The 18,981-nt window shown below is 57.2% G+C and carries 16 protein-coding genes; 13 read left to right on the top strand and 3 right to left on the bottom strand.

What is annotated here, in order from left to right; genetic code table 11:
- Positions 1-80 precede the first annotated feature (80 nt).
- Complete coding sequence (locus ACWUI2_RS08000) at positions 81-1,241, bottom strand: substrate-binding domain-containing protein (RefSeq protein ID WP_486982331.1); 1,161 nt, start codon at positions 1,239-1,241, stop codon at positions 81-83.
- Between the two features lie 188 nt (positions 1,242-1,429).
- Here ACWUI2_RS08000 and ACWUI2_RS08005 point away from each other — a divergent pair, with 188 nt between their 5' ends.
- From ACWUI2_RS08005 to ACWUI2_RS08045, 9 genes are all read left to right on the top strand, one after another.
- Positions 1,430-2,377 carry a glycoside hydrolase family protein gene (locus ACWUI2_RS08005; RefSeq protein WP_486982332.1) on the top strand — a complete coding sequence of 316 codons (948 nt, stop codon included), beginning with the start codon at positions 1,430-1,432 and terminating at the stop codon, positions 2,375-2,377.
- Complete coding sequence (locus ACWUI2_RS08010) at positions 2,374-4,512, top strand: hypothetical protein (RefSeq protein WP_486982333.1); 2,139 nt, start codon at positions 2,374-2,376, stop codon at positions 4,510-4,512. The genes ACWUI2_RS08005 and ACWUI2_RS08010 overlap by 4 nt, the downstream gene beginning before the upstream one ends.
- 33 nt (positions 4,513-4,545) lie before the next feature.
- The gene (locus tag ACWUI2_RS08015; protein ID WP_486982334.1) at positions 4,546-5,955 is read left to right on the top strand and encodes a sulfatase-like hydrolase/transferase; all 1,410 of its coding nucleotides are present in this window, start codon (positions 4,546-4,548) and stop codon (positions 5,953-5,955) included.
- A 44-nt stretch (positions 5,956-5,999) separates the two neighbouring features.
- Entirely contained in the window at positions 6,000-6,662 is a 663-nt protein-coding gene (locus tag ACWUI2_RS08020) for a type II secretion system protein (RefSeq protein ID WP_486982335.1), read from the top strand.
- A 131-nt stretch (positions 6,663-6,793) separates the two neighbouring features.
- Positions 6,794-8,170, top strand: a complete 1,377-nt coding sequence (locus tag ACWUI2_RS08025) for a sulfatase family protein (protein WP_486982336.1) — start codon at positions 6,794-6,796, stop codon at positions 8,168-8,170.
- Positions 8,171-8,214: 44 nt separating this feature from the next.
- Positions 8,215-9,633, top strand: a complete 1,419-nt coding sequence (locus ACWUI2_RS08030) for a sulfatase family protein (protein WP_486982337.1) — start codon at positions 8,215-8,217, stop codon at positions 9,631-9,633.
- 38 nt (positions 9,634-9,671) lie between these two features.
- A complete protein-coding gene (locus tag ACWUI2_RS08035; protein WP_486982338.1) occupies positions 9,672-11,132 on the top strand; it encodes a sulfatase family protein in 1,461 nt (486 codons plus the stop codon).
- Positions 11,129-13,180: a hypothetical protein gene (locus ACWUI2_RS08040; protein WP_486982339.1), complete on the top strand. Its 2,052-nt coding sequence runs from the start codon at positions 11,129-11,131 to the stop codon at positions 13,178-13,180. The genes ACWUI2_RS08035 and ACWUI2_RS08040 overlap by 4 nt, the downstream gene beginning before the upstream one ends.
- A gap of 111 nt (positions 13,181-13,291) precedes the next feature.
- Positions 13,292-14,170 (top strand): LamG-like jellyroll fold domain-containing protein, encoded by an 879-nt coding sequence (locus ACWUI2_RS08045; protein ID WP_486982340.1) that lies wholly within the window; start codon positions 13,292-13,294, stop codon positions 14,168-14,170.
- Positions 14,171-14,249: 79 nt separating this feature from the next.
- Here ACWUI2_RS08045 and ACWUI2_RS08050 read toward each other — a convergent pair whose 3' ends face one another.
- Positions 14,250-15,671, bottom strand: a complete 1,422-nt coding sequence (locus tag ACWUI2_RS08050; protein WP_486982341.1) for a sulfatase family protein — start codon at positions 15,669-15,671, stop codon at positions 14,250-14,252.
- Between the two features lie 16 nt (positions 15,672-15,687).
- Entirely contained in the window at positions 15,688-17,496 is a 1,809-nt protein-coding gene (locus ACWUI2_RS08055) for a sodium:solute symporter family protein (protein ID WP_486982342.1), read from the bottom strand.
- A gap of 287 nt (positions 17,497-17,783) precedes the next feature.
- On the opposite strand from ACWUI2_RS08055, the gene ACWUI2_RS08060 reads away from it, so the two are divergent.
- The 4 genes from ACWUI2_RS08060 (at position 17,784) to ACWUI2_RS08075 (ending at position 18,978) form a co-directional block, all read left to right on the top strand.
- Entirely contained in the window at positions 17,784-18,107 is a 324-nt protein-coding gene (locus ACWUI2_RS08060) for a hypothetical protein (protein WP_486985092.1), read from the top strand.
- Positions 18,062-18,316 carry a hypothetical protein gene (locus ACWUI2_RS08065; protein ID WP_486985054.1) on the top strand — a complete coding sequence of 85 codons (255 nt, stop codon included), beginning with the start codon at positions 18,062-18,064 and terminating at the stop codon, positions 18,314-18,316. Before ACWUI2_RS08060 ends, ACWUI2_RS08065 begins: the two co-directional genes overlap by 46 nt.
- Positions 18,317-18,427: 111 nt before the next feature.
- A complete protein-coding gene (locus ACWUI2_RS08070) occupies positions 18,428-18,697 on the top strand; it encodes a lacto-N-biose phosphorylase central domain-containing protein (RefSeq protein WP_486982343.1) in 270 nt (89 codons plus the stop codon).
- Positions 18,598-18,978, top strand: a complete 381-nt coding sequence (locus ACWUI2_RS08075) for a lacto-N-biose phosphorylase central domain-containing protein (protein WP_486982344.1) — start codon at positions 18,598-18,600, stop codon at positions 18,976-18,978. The genes ACWUI2_RS08070 and ACWUI2_RS08075 overlap by 100 nt, the downstream gene beginning before the upstream one ends.
- Positions 18,979-18,981: the final 3 nt, after the last annotated feature.

The raw sequence follows: 18,981 nt of genomic DNA on the forward strand, positions 1-18,981 counted from the left end.
GTGGCGTAGGCGTCTCGCCTCCGCGCCGGTGTTCAGAACCAAGCGGAACAACCGTCCGGAGCCGAGACGGGCCCCCCACATTAAACTTCGACCAGGCCCCGGCTGTGGTTGCGGAAGGCGACGGGGGTCATGTTGTGGACTTTGCGGAAAACGTAGATGAAGTACTCCGCGGATGAAAATCCGCAACGAGGGGCGATGTCGGCGACCGGGAGGTCGGTGGTATTGAGCATGAAGCGGGCTTTTTCGAGACGGACTGACTGAAGTTCTTCGGCGACGGTTCGTCCGAAGAACTTCCGGAATCGCCGTTCGAGGGTGCGGCGGGAGAGGCCTGCCAGTTCGGCGATTTCGTCCACCGAGCAAGGGCGATGGGAGTGGTTGCGGATAAAGTGAAGTGCGGTGCGGATTTCGCTATCGTCGATGGCCAGGGCGTTGGTCGATTGGCGTTCGATGATGTCGCGCGGTTTGGGAATATGGCGTTCCTCCGGGAGCGGCTTCCCATCCATGAGTAAATGAAGGAGGCGTCCCGCTTCGTAGCCGATTTGCTCCGCCGGAACTTGGATGGCCGAGAGGGGTGGGGAACAAAGGCGGTTAAGGATATCGTCTTCGTCCTGGGCCAGGATCGGGTACTCTTCCGGGATCCTTAGGTTGAGGGCATGAAACGCGGCCAGCAATTGAAAGACCGTTCGGGGCCAGGCGAAGATGGCGGTTGGCGCCGGAAGTGCCTTGAGTTGCGCATGGAAATTCCGGGCGTTGATGTTGACTACGGAACAAGTGAATCCGGCGCTTTGAACCCGATGTTGAAATCGTTCGCCATAGGTGCGAACGAAAGGGAGGCGGGTGGGACCGCAATAGGCGTAACTTCGATACCCTCGCTTTCGGAAAAAATCGAAGGCGAGATTGATCGGCGTTTCCTGATCGGGAGGGATGTTCGGAATTCCGTAAGGCTCCGAATCGAACACCGAGGCATTGATTACTGGGATCTTGTATCGGGCCATGCTGTGGGCTTGGCGCTCGTTTCCGATGTAGGCGATGGCTCCGTCGAAGCGCATCCCTTGGGGGAGGTGTTGGGATTCCGAGAAGCTCTTGGGACAAGTCCAGACGTCCCAGTTGGGTTGTTGGCTTTTGTATTTGAAAACTCCCATCAAAAGGCGGCGTCCCCACCCGGTGGAAGTATCGACTTGGATTGCGATCATCTTACGGTCGCCATTCGGAGGAACCGGAGTCGGCTGCATTTCGGGCATGTCGCAAACTCTCAATTGAGTGTCACTATTTCGCAATCAAAAAAGTGAGCCGTTTGCCGTAGGTTGGAGATGTGCAAAATACCGCTTCAACTATCTTGGAGAGGGGGCTTGATTTTTCCAAACTGTTGCGCCCCATTCCCCGAACCGCTCGTTTTTCGGATCCTGACTATTGCATATGGTGCGGGACGATGATTCGCGACGAGGATGGAATCTGTCATCTTTATTATTCGCGTTGGCCTCGGCATCTGGGTCACTTTGCGTGGGTGACGCATTCGGAAGTGGCCCATGCCGTCGCCGATGATCCTTTGGGGCCTTACCGGCATGTCGGCGTGGTGTTGCCGCCCAGAGGATTGGAGTATTGGGATGGAGTGGGGACCCACAACCCGACGGTCCATTTTTTCGAAGGCCGGTATCATCTTTATTATACCGGGATAAGCGCCTTCGCCGAATTTCGAGGGGAGATTTCGATGGATGATCCGGCGTGGTGGGTCTACCGGAATCGGCAGCGAATCGGTGTCGCGGTTTCCGGCTCTCCGTACGGGCCATGGGAGCGACTCGATCATCCGATCATTGATGTGACGCCCGACGATGACGCGGCGGATGCGCTATTGGTTTCCAACCCGTCGATCACCCGGCGAGGAAATGGGGATTATCTCTTTGTCTATAAAGCCGTGGCGAAAAAAAGACCGTCTCCGTTTTGCGGTCCGGTGGTTCACCTGGTCGCGACCGGGGAGTCGCCGGTCGGACCATTCCGCAAGCATCCGGAGCCGGTTTTTATCAATCACGGAAGCGATTTTCCGGCTGAGGATCCCTATGTTTGGTTCCAGGATTCAGATAATCTCTTTTACGCGATCGTCAAAGACATGGAAGGGGGCTTCACCGGATGCGGGCGTTCACTGGCGTTGTTTCAGTCGAATGACGGAGTCGCATGGCTTCCTTCGTCAAAGGTGCTTGTATCCGATCTTAAGATACGATGGGAGGATGGTCGGGAGGAAACGCTCGCGAATCTCGAACGTCCGCAATTGTGGCACGAAGGAGGCCAGCCGCGGGTTTTATTTCTGGCGGCGGCGAATGACCCGAATCATTCCTTCAATTTGCATGTTCCTCTGCATTCAGAAGAAAGGACGGTTTCATGACGCTCAATTGCCAGTCCGAAGGCCGGAAAGCCCTGGCGGTGGCGTTTGCTTTGACCGCCGGAACGGTTTCGGCCGAAACATCGAAGGCGATCCCAACCGTGACGGTTGATCCGGATTTCACCGTTGCCCGGGTAATTCAAAGCGGGCCATTCAGTCTTGGGGAGTTGGAGCGGAACGTATACTTTCGTTCGTATCATCCTCCGGGAAAGTTCAGCGAGGAGCGGAATCGTGAACTCCTTGAGATTGGAGCAATGCCCGCCCGCGGCTCGTATGTGATCGGTCTCCCGGAACCCGTCGAAGAAAAGGAGGCAATCGCGGACGCGATGGGGAAAGGAAAGATTCACAATTCGCATTTTCCGGACGAAACGTATACCGAAATTTACGGACGGATGTGCGAGGAAACCGCGCAAGCACCTCACGCGTTGGCCCACGGCGGATTTCCATCCTGGATGCGGGAAGAGTTTGACCGGCGGCTTTTGGAAGGCCCCCGGGAGGATTGGGAGCAAATTTCCTTCGGGAACGTTCCCCGCAAGGAGTATTACGACGTTTTGGCCGAAGGGGTGGTGCGGCTGTTTCAGCACTGGAAGGAGGCCGGTGTTGCGTATCCAAAGTATTATACAGTCCAGAATGAGCCGATCTGGAGATGGGAAACCGGGGATCTGGCTGAGTTTCACAATTTGGTGAGCGAACGGATGCGGGAGGAGCATCCGGATGTCCTGGTGGGAGGGCCGTGTTACGCGTGGCCGTATCCCGGGGGGAATTGGAGCGGATGGGAGCAGCCCCGGCAATTCATCGAGTTGTCCGGCGGAAAGCTGGGATTTTACGACATGCACTTTTATAGTAAGGGAGACTGGTCGCTCCCGCCCGAACCCGAATGGCAACGCCGCCGGGTCGAGCATCCTAGTCTGTATCGAAGTCAGCGCCTCGGAGTGGGAACTGTGTGGGATTTCGGGCGCCTGGAAGGTTATCTCGACCTTTGGAACGCCTTTCATCTGACGACTTGGGATGGAGAGTGGAAGCCGATGGTCGTCTCCGAATTCGGTCGCCAGGGGATTCATCCGCAATTCGGTCCTTGGACGAATGATTTCAAACCGTTTCTCTATATGAATACGGTGATCCGGATGTGGATGACTTTCATGGAACGGCCCGATATCAAATTGACGGTCCCTTTTATTCTCGGCGAATCAGATCTTCCTTATGTGCCTCGCCGGGGAATGGCGATTTACACCCGGCCGCGGGCGGCTCATTCCTCCGAATTTCTCGAGCTGGCCCGGCGACGGGGGCAGGGGGTGATCGAAGTAGATCCGAATGAGGACGATCCTACCCTGGAACGGACGCGGTTTCATGATTTCTATCGATTTTTCTCGGACATCGAGGGGAAAAGGGTGCCGGTGGTCGCGGAGAGTGAGGATGTGCCTACGGTGGAACGGATGTTCTTCCGGGCATTCCGCAATGGAAATGTCGGTTACGTTTGGATACACAATGGAGGCGCCTATCTCCGGGATCCGGTTCGAATTGATCTCGGGGCGATATCGGCTCGTTTCGGGGAGGCGCTGGACAGCATTGGGGTAAAACGAATGTATTTCGAAGGACCCATTCCGGATCCGGCTTACACCGGTGAAATCGAGGGAACCTTGCGGATCGATGGCCCGGATGAATATCGAGCGATCGAAGGGGGGTATTTCGATATGGCCGGGGAAGAGACCGCCGTGATACGAGTTACTTTCCGGGAAATACCGGAAGTCCGGGGCATCCACCGGGAAATCAACCTGTTTGCCAAGGAGACGGCGCAGCCGTTGTCGAATGGGGATCCGGTGAGGTTGACTTTTCAAGTCGATGAAGAAATTGCGACATTGGCCGAAACCGTGGTTCTCGGGATCGGTTTTGCCCGTGATGATGGGTTCGAAGGGACCGCTGAAATTCGGATCAATGGCGGAAGAGCCGGAGAAGTGGACCTGAGTGGATCGGCGGGGATTCGAAACTATCATCGGGTGCATTCGGTCCCGGTTCCGGCGGCGCTTGTGCGGGCAGGAGAGAATCGGGTTGATATCTTGGTGGACGGCCAACGGTCGGGTGGCGATCCTCGATTGGTCAGCGGACGGATGACTCTTCATACGTTCGGGCCGACGCAATGAAGGCCGCATGTTATCGCGTTGCCAGCGCTGATCATGGGACGGCCGAACCTGATTCTGATTGTCGCCGACGATCATCGAGCAACCGCCTTGGGACGGACGGGATCGGAGCCGGTGCAAACGCCCCATTTGGACCAGTTGGCCGAGGAGGGGTGCAATTTCTCGCAGTTGCGCATCGAAGGAGGCGACTGTGCTGCGGTTTGCATTCCGACCCGGGCGAGTTTGATGACCGGCAGTCCGGTGAACCGGGTCGCAATTGATCGTGAGGGACGAACCTTGCGTCCCGGTGTCCCCTTTTTGCCAGAGATTCTCCGGCGACACGGGTATCATTGTCATCACATTGGAAAGTGGCATCAGGATATTGCGTCATTGCGGCGTGGATTTCACGGAGGGAGCTCGGTTTTCACCGGGGGATACGGTGACCCGCGGGAATTGAAGGTTCATGATTGGGGGATGCTCGAACAGGATCCGCTGCCTGAACCTCGTTCCTTGAATGGGTATGCCAGCGAAGTCTTTGCGCGGGAGGCAGTCGAATTCCTCGAAAATCGGCCCGATTCCCCCTTTTTTCTTCAAGTCGCTTTGACGCTGCCGCACGACCCATTTCATCCGCCTCCTGACTGGAATGAACCGACCGAGCTGCCACCGCTACCCGATTCATTTTTGCCGAACCATCCGTTTGAAATTGGAGATCCCGCCGTTCGGGACGAGAAACTCTTGCCAAAACCCCTGGAGCCGATTTCGGTGAGGCGCATGACTGCCTCTTATTACGGTCTGATCGCAGCGATCGATGCGTTGTTGGGGCAGGTCATGGATGGGCTGCGCCGCCTCCGGCTCGAATCAGACACCTTTGTCATTTACACCAGCGACCATGGTTTATCCGGGGGACGGCACGGACTGCTCGGCAAGCAGAACTTATACGAATCGACGGTTCGGATTCCGGGAATTCTTCGAGGACCGGGAATTCCGGCCGGGCGGCAAATCAACGACCTCGCCTCCCAAATCGATCTGGCACCCACCTTACTCGACTTGTTGAATATTCAGCCCAGGCAAACAGGAATGGAAGGGGTTTCCCTCAAAAGTATGATTTTGGAGGGAAGGCCTCGGCGGGTGTTGCGACGTTATCAGTTCGCCCGATTCCGCTCTTTCTTGCGTATGATCACCGATGGAGATTGGAAGCTGATTGTGACCCGTGTGGGCGCCGAGCCGGTTGTTCAACTTTTCCGGATTTCACAAGATCCGGAAGAGCGTCGCAATCTTGTGGATGATCCGGAGTCGCAACCCGTGTTTTTTAGGTTATTGGATCGCTTAAATCACTGGCTTCTAGAGTGTAATGACGAGTATTTTTCTCTGGTCGATCCTGGCGGAATTCCTAAGGGGGCTGTCGGAACATCGCATGCTCCTTTTTCGGCCAACGGTGACAAAGTAGAGGAAGATTCCAACGATTGATGCCCCGTCGTGCATCGTGAGAAAATTTCAAATGAAGGCATGCTATGAAACACACCCGTAAACATAAACTCCGTAATCTCCGTCCAGCGCGAGGTTTCACCCTGATCGAACTTCTCACCGTCATAGCCATTATCGGAATTCTGGCGGCGATTCTAATACCGGTCGTGGGGAAAGTCAGGGAAAGCGCCCGCCGCGCTTCCTGTTCGGTCAACGTCCGGCAACTGGGAATGGGGATCGTTCTTTTGGTGCAGGAGGAATACAATGATCGGATTCCGATGTTGGTTAATCACCAGTGGTTGTATGGCATGGATCGCACTATCAAAGAGCGGCTGACCGAGAATTACGAACTTCCCCGCGACGTGTTTTATTGCCCGGGGAATCCGAGTTGGAACCGCGATTCGTTTTGGTATGGGGATGCTCGCACGATTGGCTACGTTTTAATCGCCGGCGAAAACGATCTCGTGTCGAACCCGGATGACCCGGAGCGGGATTATCCACGGTCGTTGAACCGGGAAAGCCATCGTAAGGAAATGGTGGCGGATATGACGGTACGCTATGCCCGGGATTTCGGCGCGCGAAGCGGTCACACCGATAACGGTACGCCGGTGGGGGGAAATGTTTTCAGCATCGACGGGTCGGTCGAGTGGCGACCATTCGCGGAGATGTCGTTGCAGCACGCGGCCGGGGAGTTTCACATGTTCTGGTAGTCGGAGGTGGTTGAATGGATACGCGTGATATTTTTGTTGTCTGCTTGTTTCAAACCGCTGCTACCTGCGCCATATTTTCAAGTGGTTTTGCCCAGGGACAAACCAGGGAGGGAGCCCCCCCGAACCTGATCATGATATACGTCGACGATGTCGGATATGGCGATTTGAGTTCCTACGGGGGTGATATGATCGAGACCCCCGGCATCGATCGCTTGGCCGAGGAAGGGGTGCGCGCCACCCAGGGTTATGTGACTTCGCCGACCTGCGGGCCGAGCCGTTACGGATTGATGACCGGGGCGTATCAACAACGGTTCGGAGTGGTCACCAATCGGGATGCATTCGCGAATCAGCCGGGCGACCGGGTTCCCCGGCCCCATCTCCTATTGCCGGATACCTTGCGGCGCGCGGGTTATACGACCGGGGTGGTTGGCATTTGGAATTTGAAAAGCGACGCCCGGATCTGGTTTGACGAGGTTTACTCGCGGATTGATTGGGGTGCGGACTATTTTCCGGATGAGAATGGGGTTTATGCGGGGGTGTGGCAAAGATGGCCTTACGATAAGCCGAGTCGCGACTATGGATGGGGCCCGGTGCGGGAAGGAGACGAATACCTGACCGATCGGCTTGGTCGGGAGGCGGTGGAGTTTATCGAGAAGAATGCCGACCGGCCGTTCTTTTTGTATTTCGCTCCCAACGCGGCCCATTCTCCGATGCAGGCCAAGAAGGAGCACCAACCACAGGTCGCGCACGTGGAGCCGGAAGCACTGCAAATTTATGCCGCGATGCTGTTGTCTCTCGATGAAAATGTCGGGAAAATTTTGGATACATTGGACCGTTTGGGACTGGCGGAAAACACCCTGGTGGTCTTTGCCAGTGACAACGGTCCTTCCAGTGCCTATCGTGTCGGTTGGCCGGAACATTGGGACCGGATCATGCTCGGCTCGACCGGAGGATTGAGCGGACGAAAGGGGAACTTTGGCGAAGGCGGCATTCGCGTTCCGTTTCTGATCCGCTGGCCCGGGAAGCTACCGGCCGGAGAAGTTTACGATTACCCGATCAGCGCCCTCGATGTGTATCCAACTTTTGCCGCCGCTGCCCGAGCGAAAATCGAAGTTGGGACAAATCTCGACGGAGTCAATTTGCTCCCCTTCCTGCGAGGGGAACGGGAGGGAGCCCCCCATGGACGATTGTTTTGGTTTCAAGGAGGGCGCGGAGCTATTCGGGAAGGGGATTGGAAGCTGCACTTCAGCGAATTGGAACGGCCGGGCGCACTGCACAATCTGAGCGAAGATCCGGGCGAACGATTGGATCGGTCGGAGAACCACCCCGAGTTGGTCTCCCGCCTTCATAGCGAATGGAAGGCATTCGGCGACCAAATGCCCCCTGGTTGGGCGGAACAGTATGAAGCCGCGGGCAGGGCTTTTCGGGAAGAACAGGAGAATCCGAATCCGCGGGCGCTTCATAAAATGGGCGAGGACGGATCGGTTACCCAAAAGGCCGGGCGATGAGTTCGAAGACGGTTACGATGGCATGGGGAAGTACCTTACTTCTCATGGGAATATTGGCGGGCGGTTTGTTGCATGGCGCGGCGGAACGTCCCCCGAACCTGATTCTGATCTTCGTCGATGATCTCGGATACGGAGATCCGTCCTCTTATGGAGGCGATCTCGTGCCGACTCCCGGTATCGACCGTCTGGCGACGGAAGGGGTGCGGGCGACCGCGGGATATGTGACCTCTCCGGTGTGCGGACCGAGCCGTTACGGATTGATCTCCGGGGCTTATCAACAGCGCTTCGGAGTCTTCACCAACCAGGACGCATTTTCGAACCAACCGGGAGACCGGGTGCCCCGGACTCATCTCCTCCTTCCGGAAACCTTGCGGCGGGCGGGTTATGTAACCGGCCTGGTGGGCAAGTGGAATTTGAAAAGTGACGCCCGAATCTGGTTTGACGAGGTTTACTCGCTGATGGACTGGGGGGCGGATTACTTCCCGGATGAGGACGGAGTTTATTCGGGGGTTTGGCAGCGGTGGCCTTACGATAAACCCAGTCATGATTACGGATGGGGACCGGCGCGCGAGGGGGATGAATATTTAACCGATCGCCTGGGGCGGGAGTCGATGGAGTTTATTGAGCAGAACGCGGACAAACCGTTTTTTCTCTACCTCGCTCCCAATGCGCCCCATTCTCCGATGCAGGCAAAGGAGACGCACCGGCCGAAGGTGGCGCATCTGGATTCGGAGCCGTTGCAGCTGTATGCGGCGATGGTTTTGTCGATCGATGAAAACGTGTCGCGGATTTTGGATACATTGGATCGCCTGGAATTGGCTGACAACACCCTCGTGGTCTTCTCCAGCGACAATGGTCCCTCCTATGCCTACAACGTCGGCTGGCCGGAACATTGGGAGCGAGGGCTACTCGGTTCCACCGGAGGATTGAGCGGACGAAAGGGAAACTTCGGCGAAGGAGGGATCCGCGTGCCGTTTCTGCTGCGCTGGCCCGTCGGTCTGCCCGCCGGTGACGTTTACGACCATCCGATCAGTATGCTCGACGTCTATCCAACTTTCTCCGCCGCGGCGGGTGCGGACATTCACGACGGGACTGTTCTCGATGGAGTGAACCTGCTACCCTACCTTCGGGGCGAGCGCGACGGTGCCCCTCATGAAAGGCTCTTCTGGCTCCAGAGCGGGCGGGGAGCCATTCGGGAAGGGGAGTGGAAACTCCATTTCCGGGGGCCGGGTCAACCTGGAGCTCTTTTCAACCTGAACCAGGATCCGGGGGAACGACTCGATTTGGCGGAGAGCCATCCCAAGTTGGTCGCTCGCCTTCATGCCGAATGGAGAGCTTTTGCCGATGAGATGCCTGCCAGTTGGGCGGAACGGTATGAGGCGGCGGGCCGTGAATTCCGCGAGCAGCGGGACCTTCCTCCCCGGGCGATCCATGAGACGGCGATCGACGCGATTTCCCGCTGACGAAGCCAAGATTGATTATGAAGACGATGATTATGAAGATGATTGAGAGACACGGTGTGGCCTGGTGCACAGCGGCGGTATTTGCCTGCGTGACTGCCGGGGGCTGGCTTCAGGCCCAACCGGAGCGGCCGCCAAACCTGATTATGATCTTCGTCGATGACATGGGTTACGGGGACGCGGGCGCCTACGGAGGCGAACTCGGGATTTCGACTCCCGGAATCGACCGTCTGGCTCATGAAGGGGTCCGGGCAACGGATGGGTATGTGACGTCTCCGATTTGTGGTCCGAGCCGTTACGGGCTTATAACCGGTGCCTATCAGCAACGCTTCGGCCAGCATACCGGGCGCGATGCCTTTTCCAATCAACCGGGCGACCGTGTCCCTCGTTCCCATCTTCTCCTTCCTGAAATACTGCGCCGGGCGGGATACCGCACGGGCATGGTCGGCAAATGGAACCTGAAAAGCGATGCCCGCATCTGGTTTGATGAAGTTTATTCCCTGATGGACTGGGGCGCGGATTACTTTCCCAACGAGAACGGCGTTTATGACGGCGTCTGGCAAAGGTGGCCCTACGACAAGGCAAGCAAGGATTACGGATGGGGCCCGATTCGTGAGGGGGATGAATACCTGACTGATCGGCTGGGCCGGGAGTCGGTCGAGTTCATTGAGAGCAACGCGGACAAGCCATTCTTTCTTTACCTGGCCCCGAACGCTCCCCACAGCCCCTTGCAGGCAAAGAGAGAACACCAGGACCAGGTGGCTCACATCGAATCGGAACCCCTCCAACTCTACGCGGCCATGGTTCTTTCGATCGACGAAAATGTTCAGAGGGTTTTGGAGACATTGGACCGCCTGGAGTTGACCGATAACACGTTTGTCATTTTCTCCAGCGACCACGGGCCTTCAAATGCCTTCAATGTCGGTTGGCCGGATTACTGGGAACGGGTGTTGCTCGGATCAACCGGGGAGTTTCGCGGACACAAGGCGCAGTTCCTGGAAGGAGGGATTCGTGTCCCCTATATTTTGCGTTGGCCGGCGGGGTTACCGGCAGGAAAGGTTTATGAAGAACCGATCAGCACGCTGGATGTGTATCCAACTTTCTGTGCGGCTGCCGGTGTTGAGATTCCCGAAGGCACGAATCTGGACGGGGTAAATCTTCTGCCGTATTTGAGGGATGATAAGGAAGGATCGCCCCACGAAAAATTGTACTGGTTTCAGAGCGACCGCGGCGCGATTCGGTATGGAGACTGGAAGTTGCTCATCAATAGCAGGAATCATCCGCCGAGCCTTTACCACCTGAGGAAGGATCCGGGGGAGTCTACGGACCTCAGTGGGGAGAATCCCGAACTGTTTGAGCGCCTCTATGCCGAATGGCTGGAATTCGGCGCCCGGATGCCTCCGAATTGGGCCAGTCAATATGAAGCGGCGGGCGAAGAATTTCGCCAACAACAGCGGAACCCGAATCCCCGCGCGATCCATGAAATGAGGGAAGAGCAATGAGACCAATTGGATCTAGCATTGTATTCGCGTTCCTGATTCTGACGCATGGAGCCGCCCCGGCATCGGGCGGGTCTGTAGTGGATTTGTGGGTGCAGCTCGATACCGCCCGGGTGGTAGAGGACGGACCGTTTCAGATCGGGGCATTCGAACGGGACCGGTATTTTCGTTCCTACGGTTCGCTCGGCCAATTCAGCGAAGAGCGGCATGCCGAACTTGATTCGATCGGAGCGGTTCCGGGCCGCGGCACCTTCCGGTTTTATTTGGAGCCGGATCCGGATGCTGAGCGGGTATTCACAGAAGAGTCGGTTCGGCAGACGGTCGAACATCGAAACGAGGTTTACCGCCGAGCGGGGCAACGGGCATCTCACATGATTCATGCCCTGGCCCATGGCGGTTACCAACCGTGGATGCGGCGCGGACATGGGCCGCCTCCGGAAGGAGTCGCGTTGGAAGACTGGGAGCGGCAATCCCATGGAAACATCCTGCGCTCCGAATTCTTCGGGCCGGTAGCCGATGTGATTGTGCAGATGTATGGGGAATGGAAGGCGAACAGTCTTCATTATCCCATTTATTACACCGTGCAGAATGAACCGGTGGTCTCCTGGGATGTGGAAGAGTTTTCCGAGTATACACGGACTGTCGCGGAACGCCTCGGTGAGGCCCATCCGGATATCCAAGTAGCCGGGCCATGCCTGGCTTGGCCGTATCCGGGAGGCGACTGGCGAGGGTGGCGAGGATGGCAAAGCCGGTTTATCGATCTGGCGGGCGATGTGGTCGACAGTTACGATCTGCACTTTTACAGCAAGGGTCATTGGTCGTTGCCCCGTGACGAAGTCTGGCAGGCGCGCCGGGTCGATTCACCATTCCTCCTGGAAAACCGGCGTCAGGGGAATGATACGGTTTGGGATTTCGGCCGGTTGGAGGCTTATTTTGATCTCTGGAACGCCCATCACCTCGAACGGTGGGGCGGGGAAACCAAGCCGATGATTGTATCCGAATTTGGAAGACAAACGATCTATCCCCAGTTCGGTCCGTGGGTGAACGACTTTTGGCCGTTCCTGTATATGACGACGGTGACGCGGATGTGGATGGTGTTCATGGACCGGCCTGAGATCCAATTGACCATACCGTTCATCCTTCCGGAGTCGCAGACCGCTTACGCCCCCCGTCGCGGCCAGGCGATCTACACTCGCCTGGAAGCTCCGGAATCGCGGGATCTGACGGTGACCCGATTCCGGGAGTTTTACGCATTCTTTCGCGATCTCGAAGGCATCCGCATCCCGCATCGGATTATGTCGGGAAATCCAGAGACGCATGAGCGACTTTTCGTCCTTGCCTTGCGCGAGGGAGATCGAACCTATCTGCTCCTGCAAAACGGCGGCCGATCGCTCAATGATGAGACGACGATTCGCCTTCATTCGGTGGCCGGGGGCGAGCGGAAGTCGCCGGATCGGATCGAAGTGAAGCGGCTTTTCTACGAAGGAGAAATCCCGGCGCCGGAGGATAACGAACTTCCCGCTCCAGGCAGGCTCTTTATTGCCGATCCGGATGGGTACGAAAGGCTCAACGGGACCGAGTTACGGTTGCGGGGTGAAGAGATTGCCATTGTCCGTCTCGATTACTACGGGGATCTTCCCGGGGTCACCCACACCCGGAAGGAGCGCCGCCATTACGGACGGGAAACCTTGCTGGGATTCGAAACCGACGGTAAGGTGGATACCGAAATCCATTTGACGGATACCTTGCCCGATCACCTAATCGGCGGTGTGTTGCACCTCGGGTTCGCTCGCGACGGCGGATATGAGGAGAACCCTGTGGTCACTTTCAATGGAGTGGAACTAGGGGAGGCCATGCTCGCTCACACCGACGGAATCACCACCTACCATGCTCCTTCGATGATCGACGTTCCGCCGGGGCTTCTGCGCGGAGGGGCAAATGAGGTGCGGGTGACCTTTGCGGACCGGATTCAGGGTGGCTCTCCGTATCTGGTGAGTTCGCGCCTGGATGTGATTACCCGGCGGCCGAATGAGAAAGCCACTTCTGATTGACGCGATTCTGACGTGAGGTGACGCAAGTTCACATCCCCTTTATCGCGACGATTTCATCATGATGGTTTCCGGCTAAGGCCGCTCTCCCAATAACAACAGATGCAAAACCCAATGAAAACCAAACTCAAATATATCCTGACGCTCGCCGCTGCTTCCATCGCCTCGCTTTTCTTCGGGGTCTCCTCCGCCTCCGCTGGCCTGGTTCCATTGATCGATGCGATCGGGAATCCCGCGGACAATGGTTCCGGCCCGGCCATTTGGTATCAGACTGGGCGCTCGCCGAATGAAGGTAGCGGTGCCTCCACTCTTACGCTCACTGCAGGCAATGGGGTGATGACGGATCAACGGCCGGATTTTTTCGGGAATCCTGAGGGCGCCTTCGCGCGCGAGTCGGGATCCGGCGGCGGCGCGGTCAATGGTGGGTCAGCCACCACTTATTTGACCGGGTCGAACGCGAGTGTTGTGATGACCTTTCAGACTCCATCCTCCGTATCAACCAATGCGTCACTCCTGTCACGGGGAGTCGGCAGCAGTGGCAGTGCGCCAAACCCGAAATTTGAGGTCTACATCCTGGGCAGTACTGGACAATTGCGTATCACGACGGGTAATACCGATTTTGGAAACTCGATCTTTCCGGCGACTCTGGCGGTAGATACTTGGTATTATCTTGCGGTTACCTGGGACCTTGGCCTTCCCTCGAATCAGTTATCGTGGTATCTCGGGGCAATGGGGTCTTCAGAGCTCGCCACCGGTCATGCCACCAATGTATCGGTGGTCGGCAATCCCAGTGCCGGCATTTTAGTAGGAGGACGTTCGAGTTTCGATCCTTTTAACGGCGCCTTTCAAAACGTCGCAATTTATGATCGGACATTGAGCGCAGAGGCGATTGAAGCCCAATTTGCGGCTATCCCGGAACCATCGACCTACGCCATTCTCGTCGGTATGCTGGTTCTCGCGGGAGCGCTCATTAAACGGCGGCGCGTTTTTTGAGGCCATTTCGCCTGGGCGGATTGCATTCGGGTTTTTGGTTGAACCCCGGGTCGAGAAATCGCCCGGGGTTCAGTGTTTCCTAGAGAACGCTTCCCGGGTCGTGGGGACCGGACTGGGTGTTTTCGATGATGCGGTGGAGCAGCTTTCTTTCCATCGAATGCAAGAGGTCATTCTGGTCCGGATCGAGGGCGAGATTTGATTCTTCCCGTGGATCGTTTTTGAGATCGAAAAGGGCGATTTGGTCGGGGGGAAGATTCACCGGTCGGCCAAAGGCCGGGCCGTTGTAGGGCGGGTCTCGGAAATGCTTGCGGCTGTCGCCGGCCAGTTCGCCGTAGATCAGTTTGTGGCGGCCGTCGAACAACATCTTGTCCGAACCCATTTCGGTGTAAACCGTGGAGCGGTGTTCGTGGCGTTCTCCGCGAAACAACGGCAGGAGGGATTTCCCCTGGTCCCAATGATGGGTTGGAGTCTGGAACGCGTCGCAAACGGTGGCGCCGATATCGATCAGTTCCGCCAGGGAGTCGTCGGTTCCTCCGGGCTGGATTCCCGGACCGGAGACGATGAACGGTACGTTCACCGATGGTTGATAGAGATGGATTTTCCCCCAAATGCCTCGTTCGCCCGCCATTTCTCCATGATCGGATGAATACACCACTAAGGTTTCCTCCCGGAGGCCGAGTTCATCCAGCGACTTGAGGACCCGGCCGATTTGGAAATCCACTTCCCGGATACAGGCGATATAGGCCTCCCACCAATCCGGATTCAGATCCGGATTGATTGGAGGTTCTTTGCGAAAACCGTGACGGTAAATTTCCGGGGCGTCGAACGGGGGATGCGGGCCGACGAATCCGAGATGCAGGTAAAAGGGTCGGGCGGTTGGTTGCCGCCGGAGAAAATAGAGAGCCTGGTCGGCGATATAGGCATCCTGGGTGGTGCCGGGATCCCAGGGCCATGGGGAAGCCATGATGGTTTTGATTTGGTCGTTCTCCCCCCATCTTCCGGTCCAGCGGCGGTAGTCGTCCAGGAGTCCAAGGGCCCGAAGGTTGGCGGTGAAGTGGCATTCGCAACCGATGCCCCCCGAACCCCGTTTCCCGGAAGTTTCGTGGGCGTAATCGAATCCGAGCCGGTGGATCGATTCTTCGTGTTTCAAAAAATCGGCGTCCCGGCTATGGACGTGATGATGGAGTTTGCCGATCATCGCGGTGTGGACTCCGGCTTGTTGTAGTTGCCGGATGAAAGTCGGTTCGTTGCTGTCGATCGCGGTCCGGTTGGTGATATAACCGGTGTTCATCGGGTAACGTCCGGTGGTCATCGAAATCCTGCTGGGCACGCAAACCGGCGCTTGGCAGTAGACGTTTTTCAAGAGCATCCCGCTGGCGGCAAGCGCATCGAGATTGGGGGTGTCGACCGGGCCACCGACGCAGCTCAGGAAGTCGGCCCGATGCTGGTCGGAAGTGATGAAGATGACATTGGTGATGTTAATGGCGTTCGGCGTGGGCATGATCAGCTCGGTTGATTTACTTCGAGGACGGGCCGGCTCGGGTCTTGTTGTTTTCGGCGGGGGAGTCGTCCGCGTTGACCACAAACGGCTTCGCCCGGCGGACCAGTGGAACGAATGCGAGGGTGAGAGCGATCAACAACGCGGTCGCGACGATTAGGGTCTGGCGTTGTTCGGTGCTGAGAATCGCAATCACCAGCATGATGGCGGAAAGGAAACCGAGACACCAAACCATCACGGTCGCCGGACCTTTGGAGTCGATGATGGATGTGGTCTCGTTCGCTTGATTGGCCGCTGCGGTCGCTGCAAGACGGCGCCATCCTTCGGCCTCCTCTTTTGCTTTCCATTCCATGATCAGGAGCACTGCGATCGGGGTGAGGATGCCGACCATCAGGTCGCTCACCCGCATGTTGATTTCGATCAGTCGAATCAACGGCTCAAAGACGGTGATGCCGCCGAACCAACCTTCGCTGCGTAGGCCGAATCTGACCAGAAGGCTGGCTAGCACGTTGGCAATCACACACCACCAGACCGCACTCTGGGTGATTTTGCGGGAGAAAAGTCCCCAGATAGTCGGCAGTAGCAATGCCGGGGCGATCAGACTTCCGAAGATGATGATCCAGTCCCGCATCGTCGTCAGGGCCGGAATAATTATCGCTCCCGCTACCATGTAAACCCCGATGAGAATCGTGATCACGCGGCCCGCCGTTACCGTTTCCCGCTCCGAGGCCTGCGGTCGGATGGTGCGCTTGTAAACGTCGTCGGTCAACACCGATGCGTAGACGTTGAGCACCGATGAGATCATGCTGGCGGTGGCGGAGAAAAGCGCGGCGATCATCATTCCAATCATTCCGGGAGGCAGCACTTCGCGGCACATGAGGATGAACGCTTCCTCGGGATCGGCGTCGCCCGTGATCGTCCGATAGAACATCGCTGGGGCCATGAAGAAAAAGGGGAAGACCAAATAAAGCACCCCGAAAAGATAGAGCGCCTTTTGCGCATCCCGCGGGCGGGAGACGCAGAAATATCGTTGAAGGAATTGCCATTCCGCTCCCAATTGGAATGCGTTCACCAACATCCATCCGAAGAGGAACATCAAGGTGAAATCTCCGGCGGTGATATGGAAAAAACCGTCCGGTGTCTGCGCAATGAAGCCGCTGAAGCCCCCGATGTGATTGAGGCCCAAAATGACTGCCACAATGACCGCAAGGGTCAGGACGAAAAACTGGAGGGTATCGGTCAGCAACACCGCCCACAGGCCACCGATCATGGTGTAGGCGACCACGATAAACCCGAGGATGAGGCAGGCCCAAACGACCGAAAGTTGTCCCACATCGGCTCCGGCGGCCACGGTGGCCGGATCGACGAGAAACCAATGGGCGGGCAGGATGATCAGCGGGCAGATCACCCGGGCCAATCCGTAGAGGGCGAGCCCCGCGGTGAAGCTGAAAAGGATTTTGAACCAGGTATAAAAGACGAATGGTTTGACGCCGAACCGCAGTTCGATGAATTCGGCGGCGGTGGAAATCCCGAGTTCCCGCCATCGCCCGGCCAAGAGGAAACCGACCAGAAAAGCGGAGACCGCGTAACCCATGCTGATGGTGATGGCGACGAATCCGAACTCGTAGGCGATCCCGCCCCAAACGACGAAGGTTCCGGCCGAAAACATCGTCATGTAGGCGGAAAGGCCGGAAATCCACCAGGGAGATTGACGCCCGGCGACGAACATCTGGGAGGCCGACTGGGTGGACTTCCGGGAGAAGGCGAAGCCGATGGCCAACAGACCAAGGCAATAAATGACGATGATGACGATATCGATCAGATTCATATTGGTCGCAAGTGAAAGCGCTGTCGGAACTTTTACAACGAGGCACTCATTTGAGACCATAGCAAAATTCTGTCATCCGACATCAGAATCGCGGCATCATCTATCCGAAATCCTCCGCGTGTTCATTTCTTGAAAGGCCGACCTGCAGGTTCGCCGGGGAATAGAGGCCGCTGTCGATTGACTCGAGGCTAAACGGCGAAGTCGATCTGGCCCAACTCGACGACAAGCAATCGAAGCCGTTGTGTCACCGAGTTGCAGATGATCTTCAAGGATCCGTAGGCGGCATCGTGGGCGAACCGTGGTCCGTTACCCGCACGCTTTCAGCGGAGGCCAACCCCAACGAAGCGGTTTCGGCTTTGGTTGTCTCGGTGCATGCCCAGATGATCAACCTGTTGTTGGAAGACCAGCAGAAGGAGTTCGGCCTTACCTGTATTTTCGTCGCCCACGATCTGAGCGTGATCCGTCACATCTGCGATCCGGTGGTGGTGATCTACGGCGGCAAGAGATCGTGGAGTTGCCGGAATCGGAAGAGTTGTTCGCCCCCCCCCGGCATTCGGATACGAGGGTGCTTTTGTTGGCGATTCCGTATCCGGATCCGGATACAAAACTGAAATTCGGGCATCGGAGGCGAAGCGGCCGATCCGGCCGACCTCCCGCGGGATGCAGTTTCCAACCCCGCTGCCCGCACGCCCTCTCGGGAACCTCGACGTCCGCGGCCAAATCCCGGCCCTACGCGAACTCGCGCCCGGCCACTGGGTCTCCTGCGTACGCGCCGAGGATTGGAAGACCAGGATTAACTTCATCTTTATTTACCGTATGACGAAACACGATTATCTGCGCTCCGGCGAGTTCACGCTTCCCGGGGAGGCCGGGTATGCGACCTGACTTTGCGGCAGGCCGAGAAGGGGGGGCGACACGATTCGCGACAGCGATGGCACCGAGATTTCACCCGAAGTCAGGCGAGAAGCGCCTGGAGCGGCGGTTTTATTGGGAAAATCCGGGGGTGGTTGAAGCGCGCACCGGGTGGGTGGCGAAAGGAGGAAGCTTGGTCGGGGTGGCGGATCCGTCGGCGACCCCGATGCATCCGGGCGGTTATTTCAAATGGCGGCGGTCCTCGGCGTCAGGCGTGAGCGGGGAGAACGAATCGCCAATGGGAAATACCAATATGCGGTCGAGCGGGGGCATTTCAACGCCGACCTGACGGAACTTCCTGACCTCGGTGAATTCCGCGACGGTATCCATCTCCTTGATGGTGAGACCCACGTGTTGGCGGAGCAACGGCCGGGGAGTCCGGCGGCCACCGTCCGGTCTTTTTGCAAGGGGCGTGAGCTTACCAACCACGGCATTTGGAAGTTTTCATCCATGGTGCGTGGGCGAACTTGCCAAGGAGGGTTGGGCGAATCCAGGATTGGCGTAATTGACTTCGAGTCTTTCCTCGACATCGAGGTAGTGCTCCCGTGCGGTACGAGGATCATTTCTTAGAAA

The sequence above is a fragment of the Verruconatronum alginivorum genome (assembly GCF_056590205.1).

What these genes read in the sequence shown, in the direction of transcription:
- ACWUI2_RS08030 (WP_486982337.1), top strand. Translation starts at nt 8,215, where the DNA reads ATGGGAATATTGGCGGGCGGTTTGTTGCATGGCGCGGCGGAACGTCCC.
- ACWUI2_RS08045 (WP_486982340.1), top strand. Translation starts at nt 13,292, where the DNA reads ATGAAAACCAAACTCAAATATATCCTGACGCTCGCCGCTGCTTCCATC.
- ACWUI2_RS08020 (WP_486982335.1), top strand. Translation starts at nt 6,000, where the DNA reads ATGAAACACACCCGTAAACATAAACTCCGTAATCTCCGTCCAGCGCGA.
- ACWUI2_RS08015 (WP_486982334.1), top strand. Translation starts at nt 4,546, where the DNA reads ATGGGACGGCCGAACCTGATTCTGATTGTCGCCGACGATCATCGAGCA.
- ACWUI2_RS08035 (WP_486982338.1), top strand. Translation starts at nt 9,672, where the DNA reads ATGATTGAGAGACACGGTGTGGCCTGGTGCACAGCGGCGGTATTTGCC.
- ACWUI2_RS08040 (WP_486982339.1), top strand. Translation starts at nt 11,129, where the DNA reads ATGAGACCAATTGGATCTAGCATTGTATTCGCGTTCCTGATTCTGACG.
- ACWUI2_RS08055 (WP_486982342.1), bottom strand. Translation starts at nt 17,496, where the DNA reads ATGAATCTGATCGATATCGTCATCATCGTCATTTATTGCCTTGGTCTG.
- ACWUI2_RS08075 (WP_486982344.1), top strand. Translation starts at nt 18,598, where the DNA reads ATGGCGGCGGTCCTCGGCGTCAGGCGTGAGCGGGGAGAACGAATCGCC.
- ACWUI2_RS08000 (WP_486982331.1), bottom strand. Translation starts at nt 1,241, where the DNA reads ATGCCCGAAATGCAGCCGACTCCGGTTCCTCCGAATGGCGACCGTAAG.
- ACWUI2_RS08070 (WP_486982343.1), top strand. Translation starts at nt 18,428, where the DNA reads ATGGCACCGAGATTTCACCCGAAGTCAGGCGAGAAGCGCCTGGAGCGG.
- ACWUI2_RS08010 (WP_486982333.1), top strand. Translation starts at nt 2,374, where the DNA reads ATGACGCTCAATTGCCAGTCCGAAGGCCGGAAAGCCCTGGCGGTGGCG.
- ACWUI2_RS08005 (WP_486982332.1), top strand. Translation starts at nt 1,430, where the DNA reads ATGATTCGCGACGAGGATGGAATCTGTCATCTTTATTATTCGCGTTGG.
- ACWUI2_RS08050 (WP_486982341.1), bottom strand. Translation starts at nt 15,671, where the DNA reads ATGCCCACGCCGAACGCCATTAACATCACCAATGTCATCTTCATCACT.
- ACWUI2_RS08025 (WP_486982336.1), top strand. Translation starts at nt 6,794, where the DNA reads ATGATATACGTCGACGATGTCGGATATGGCGATTTGAGTTCCTACGGG.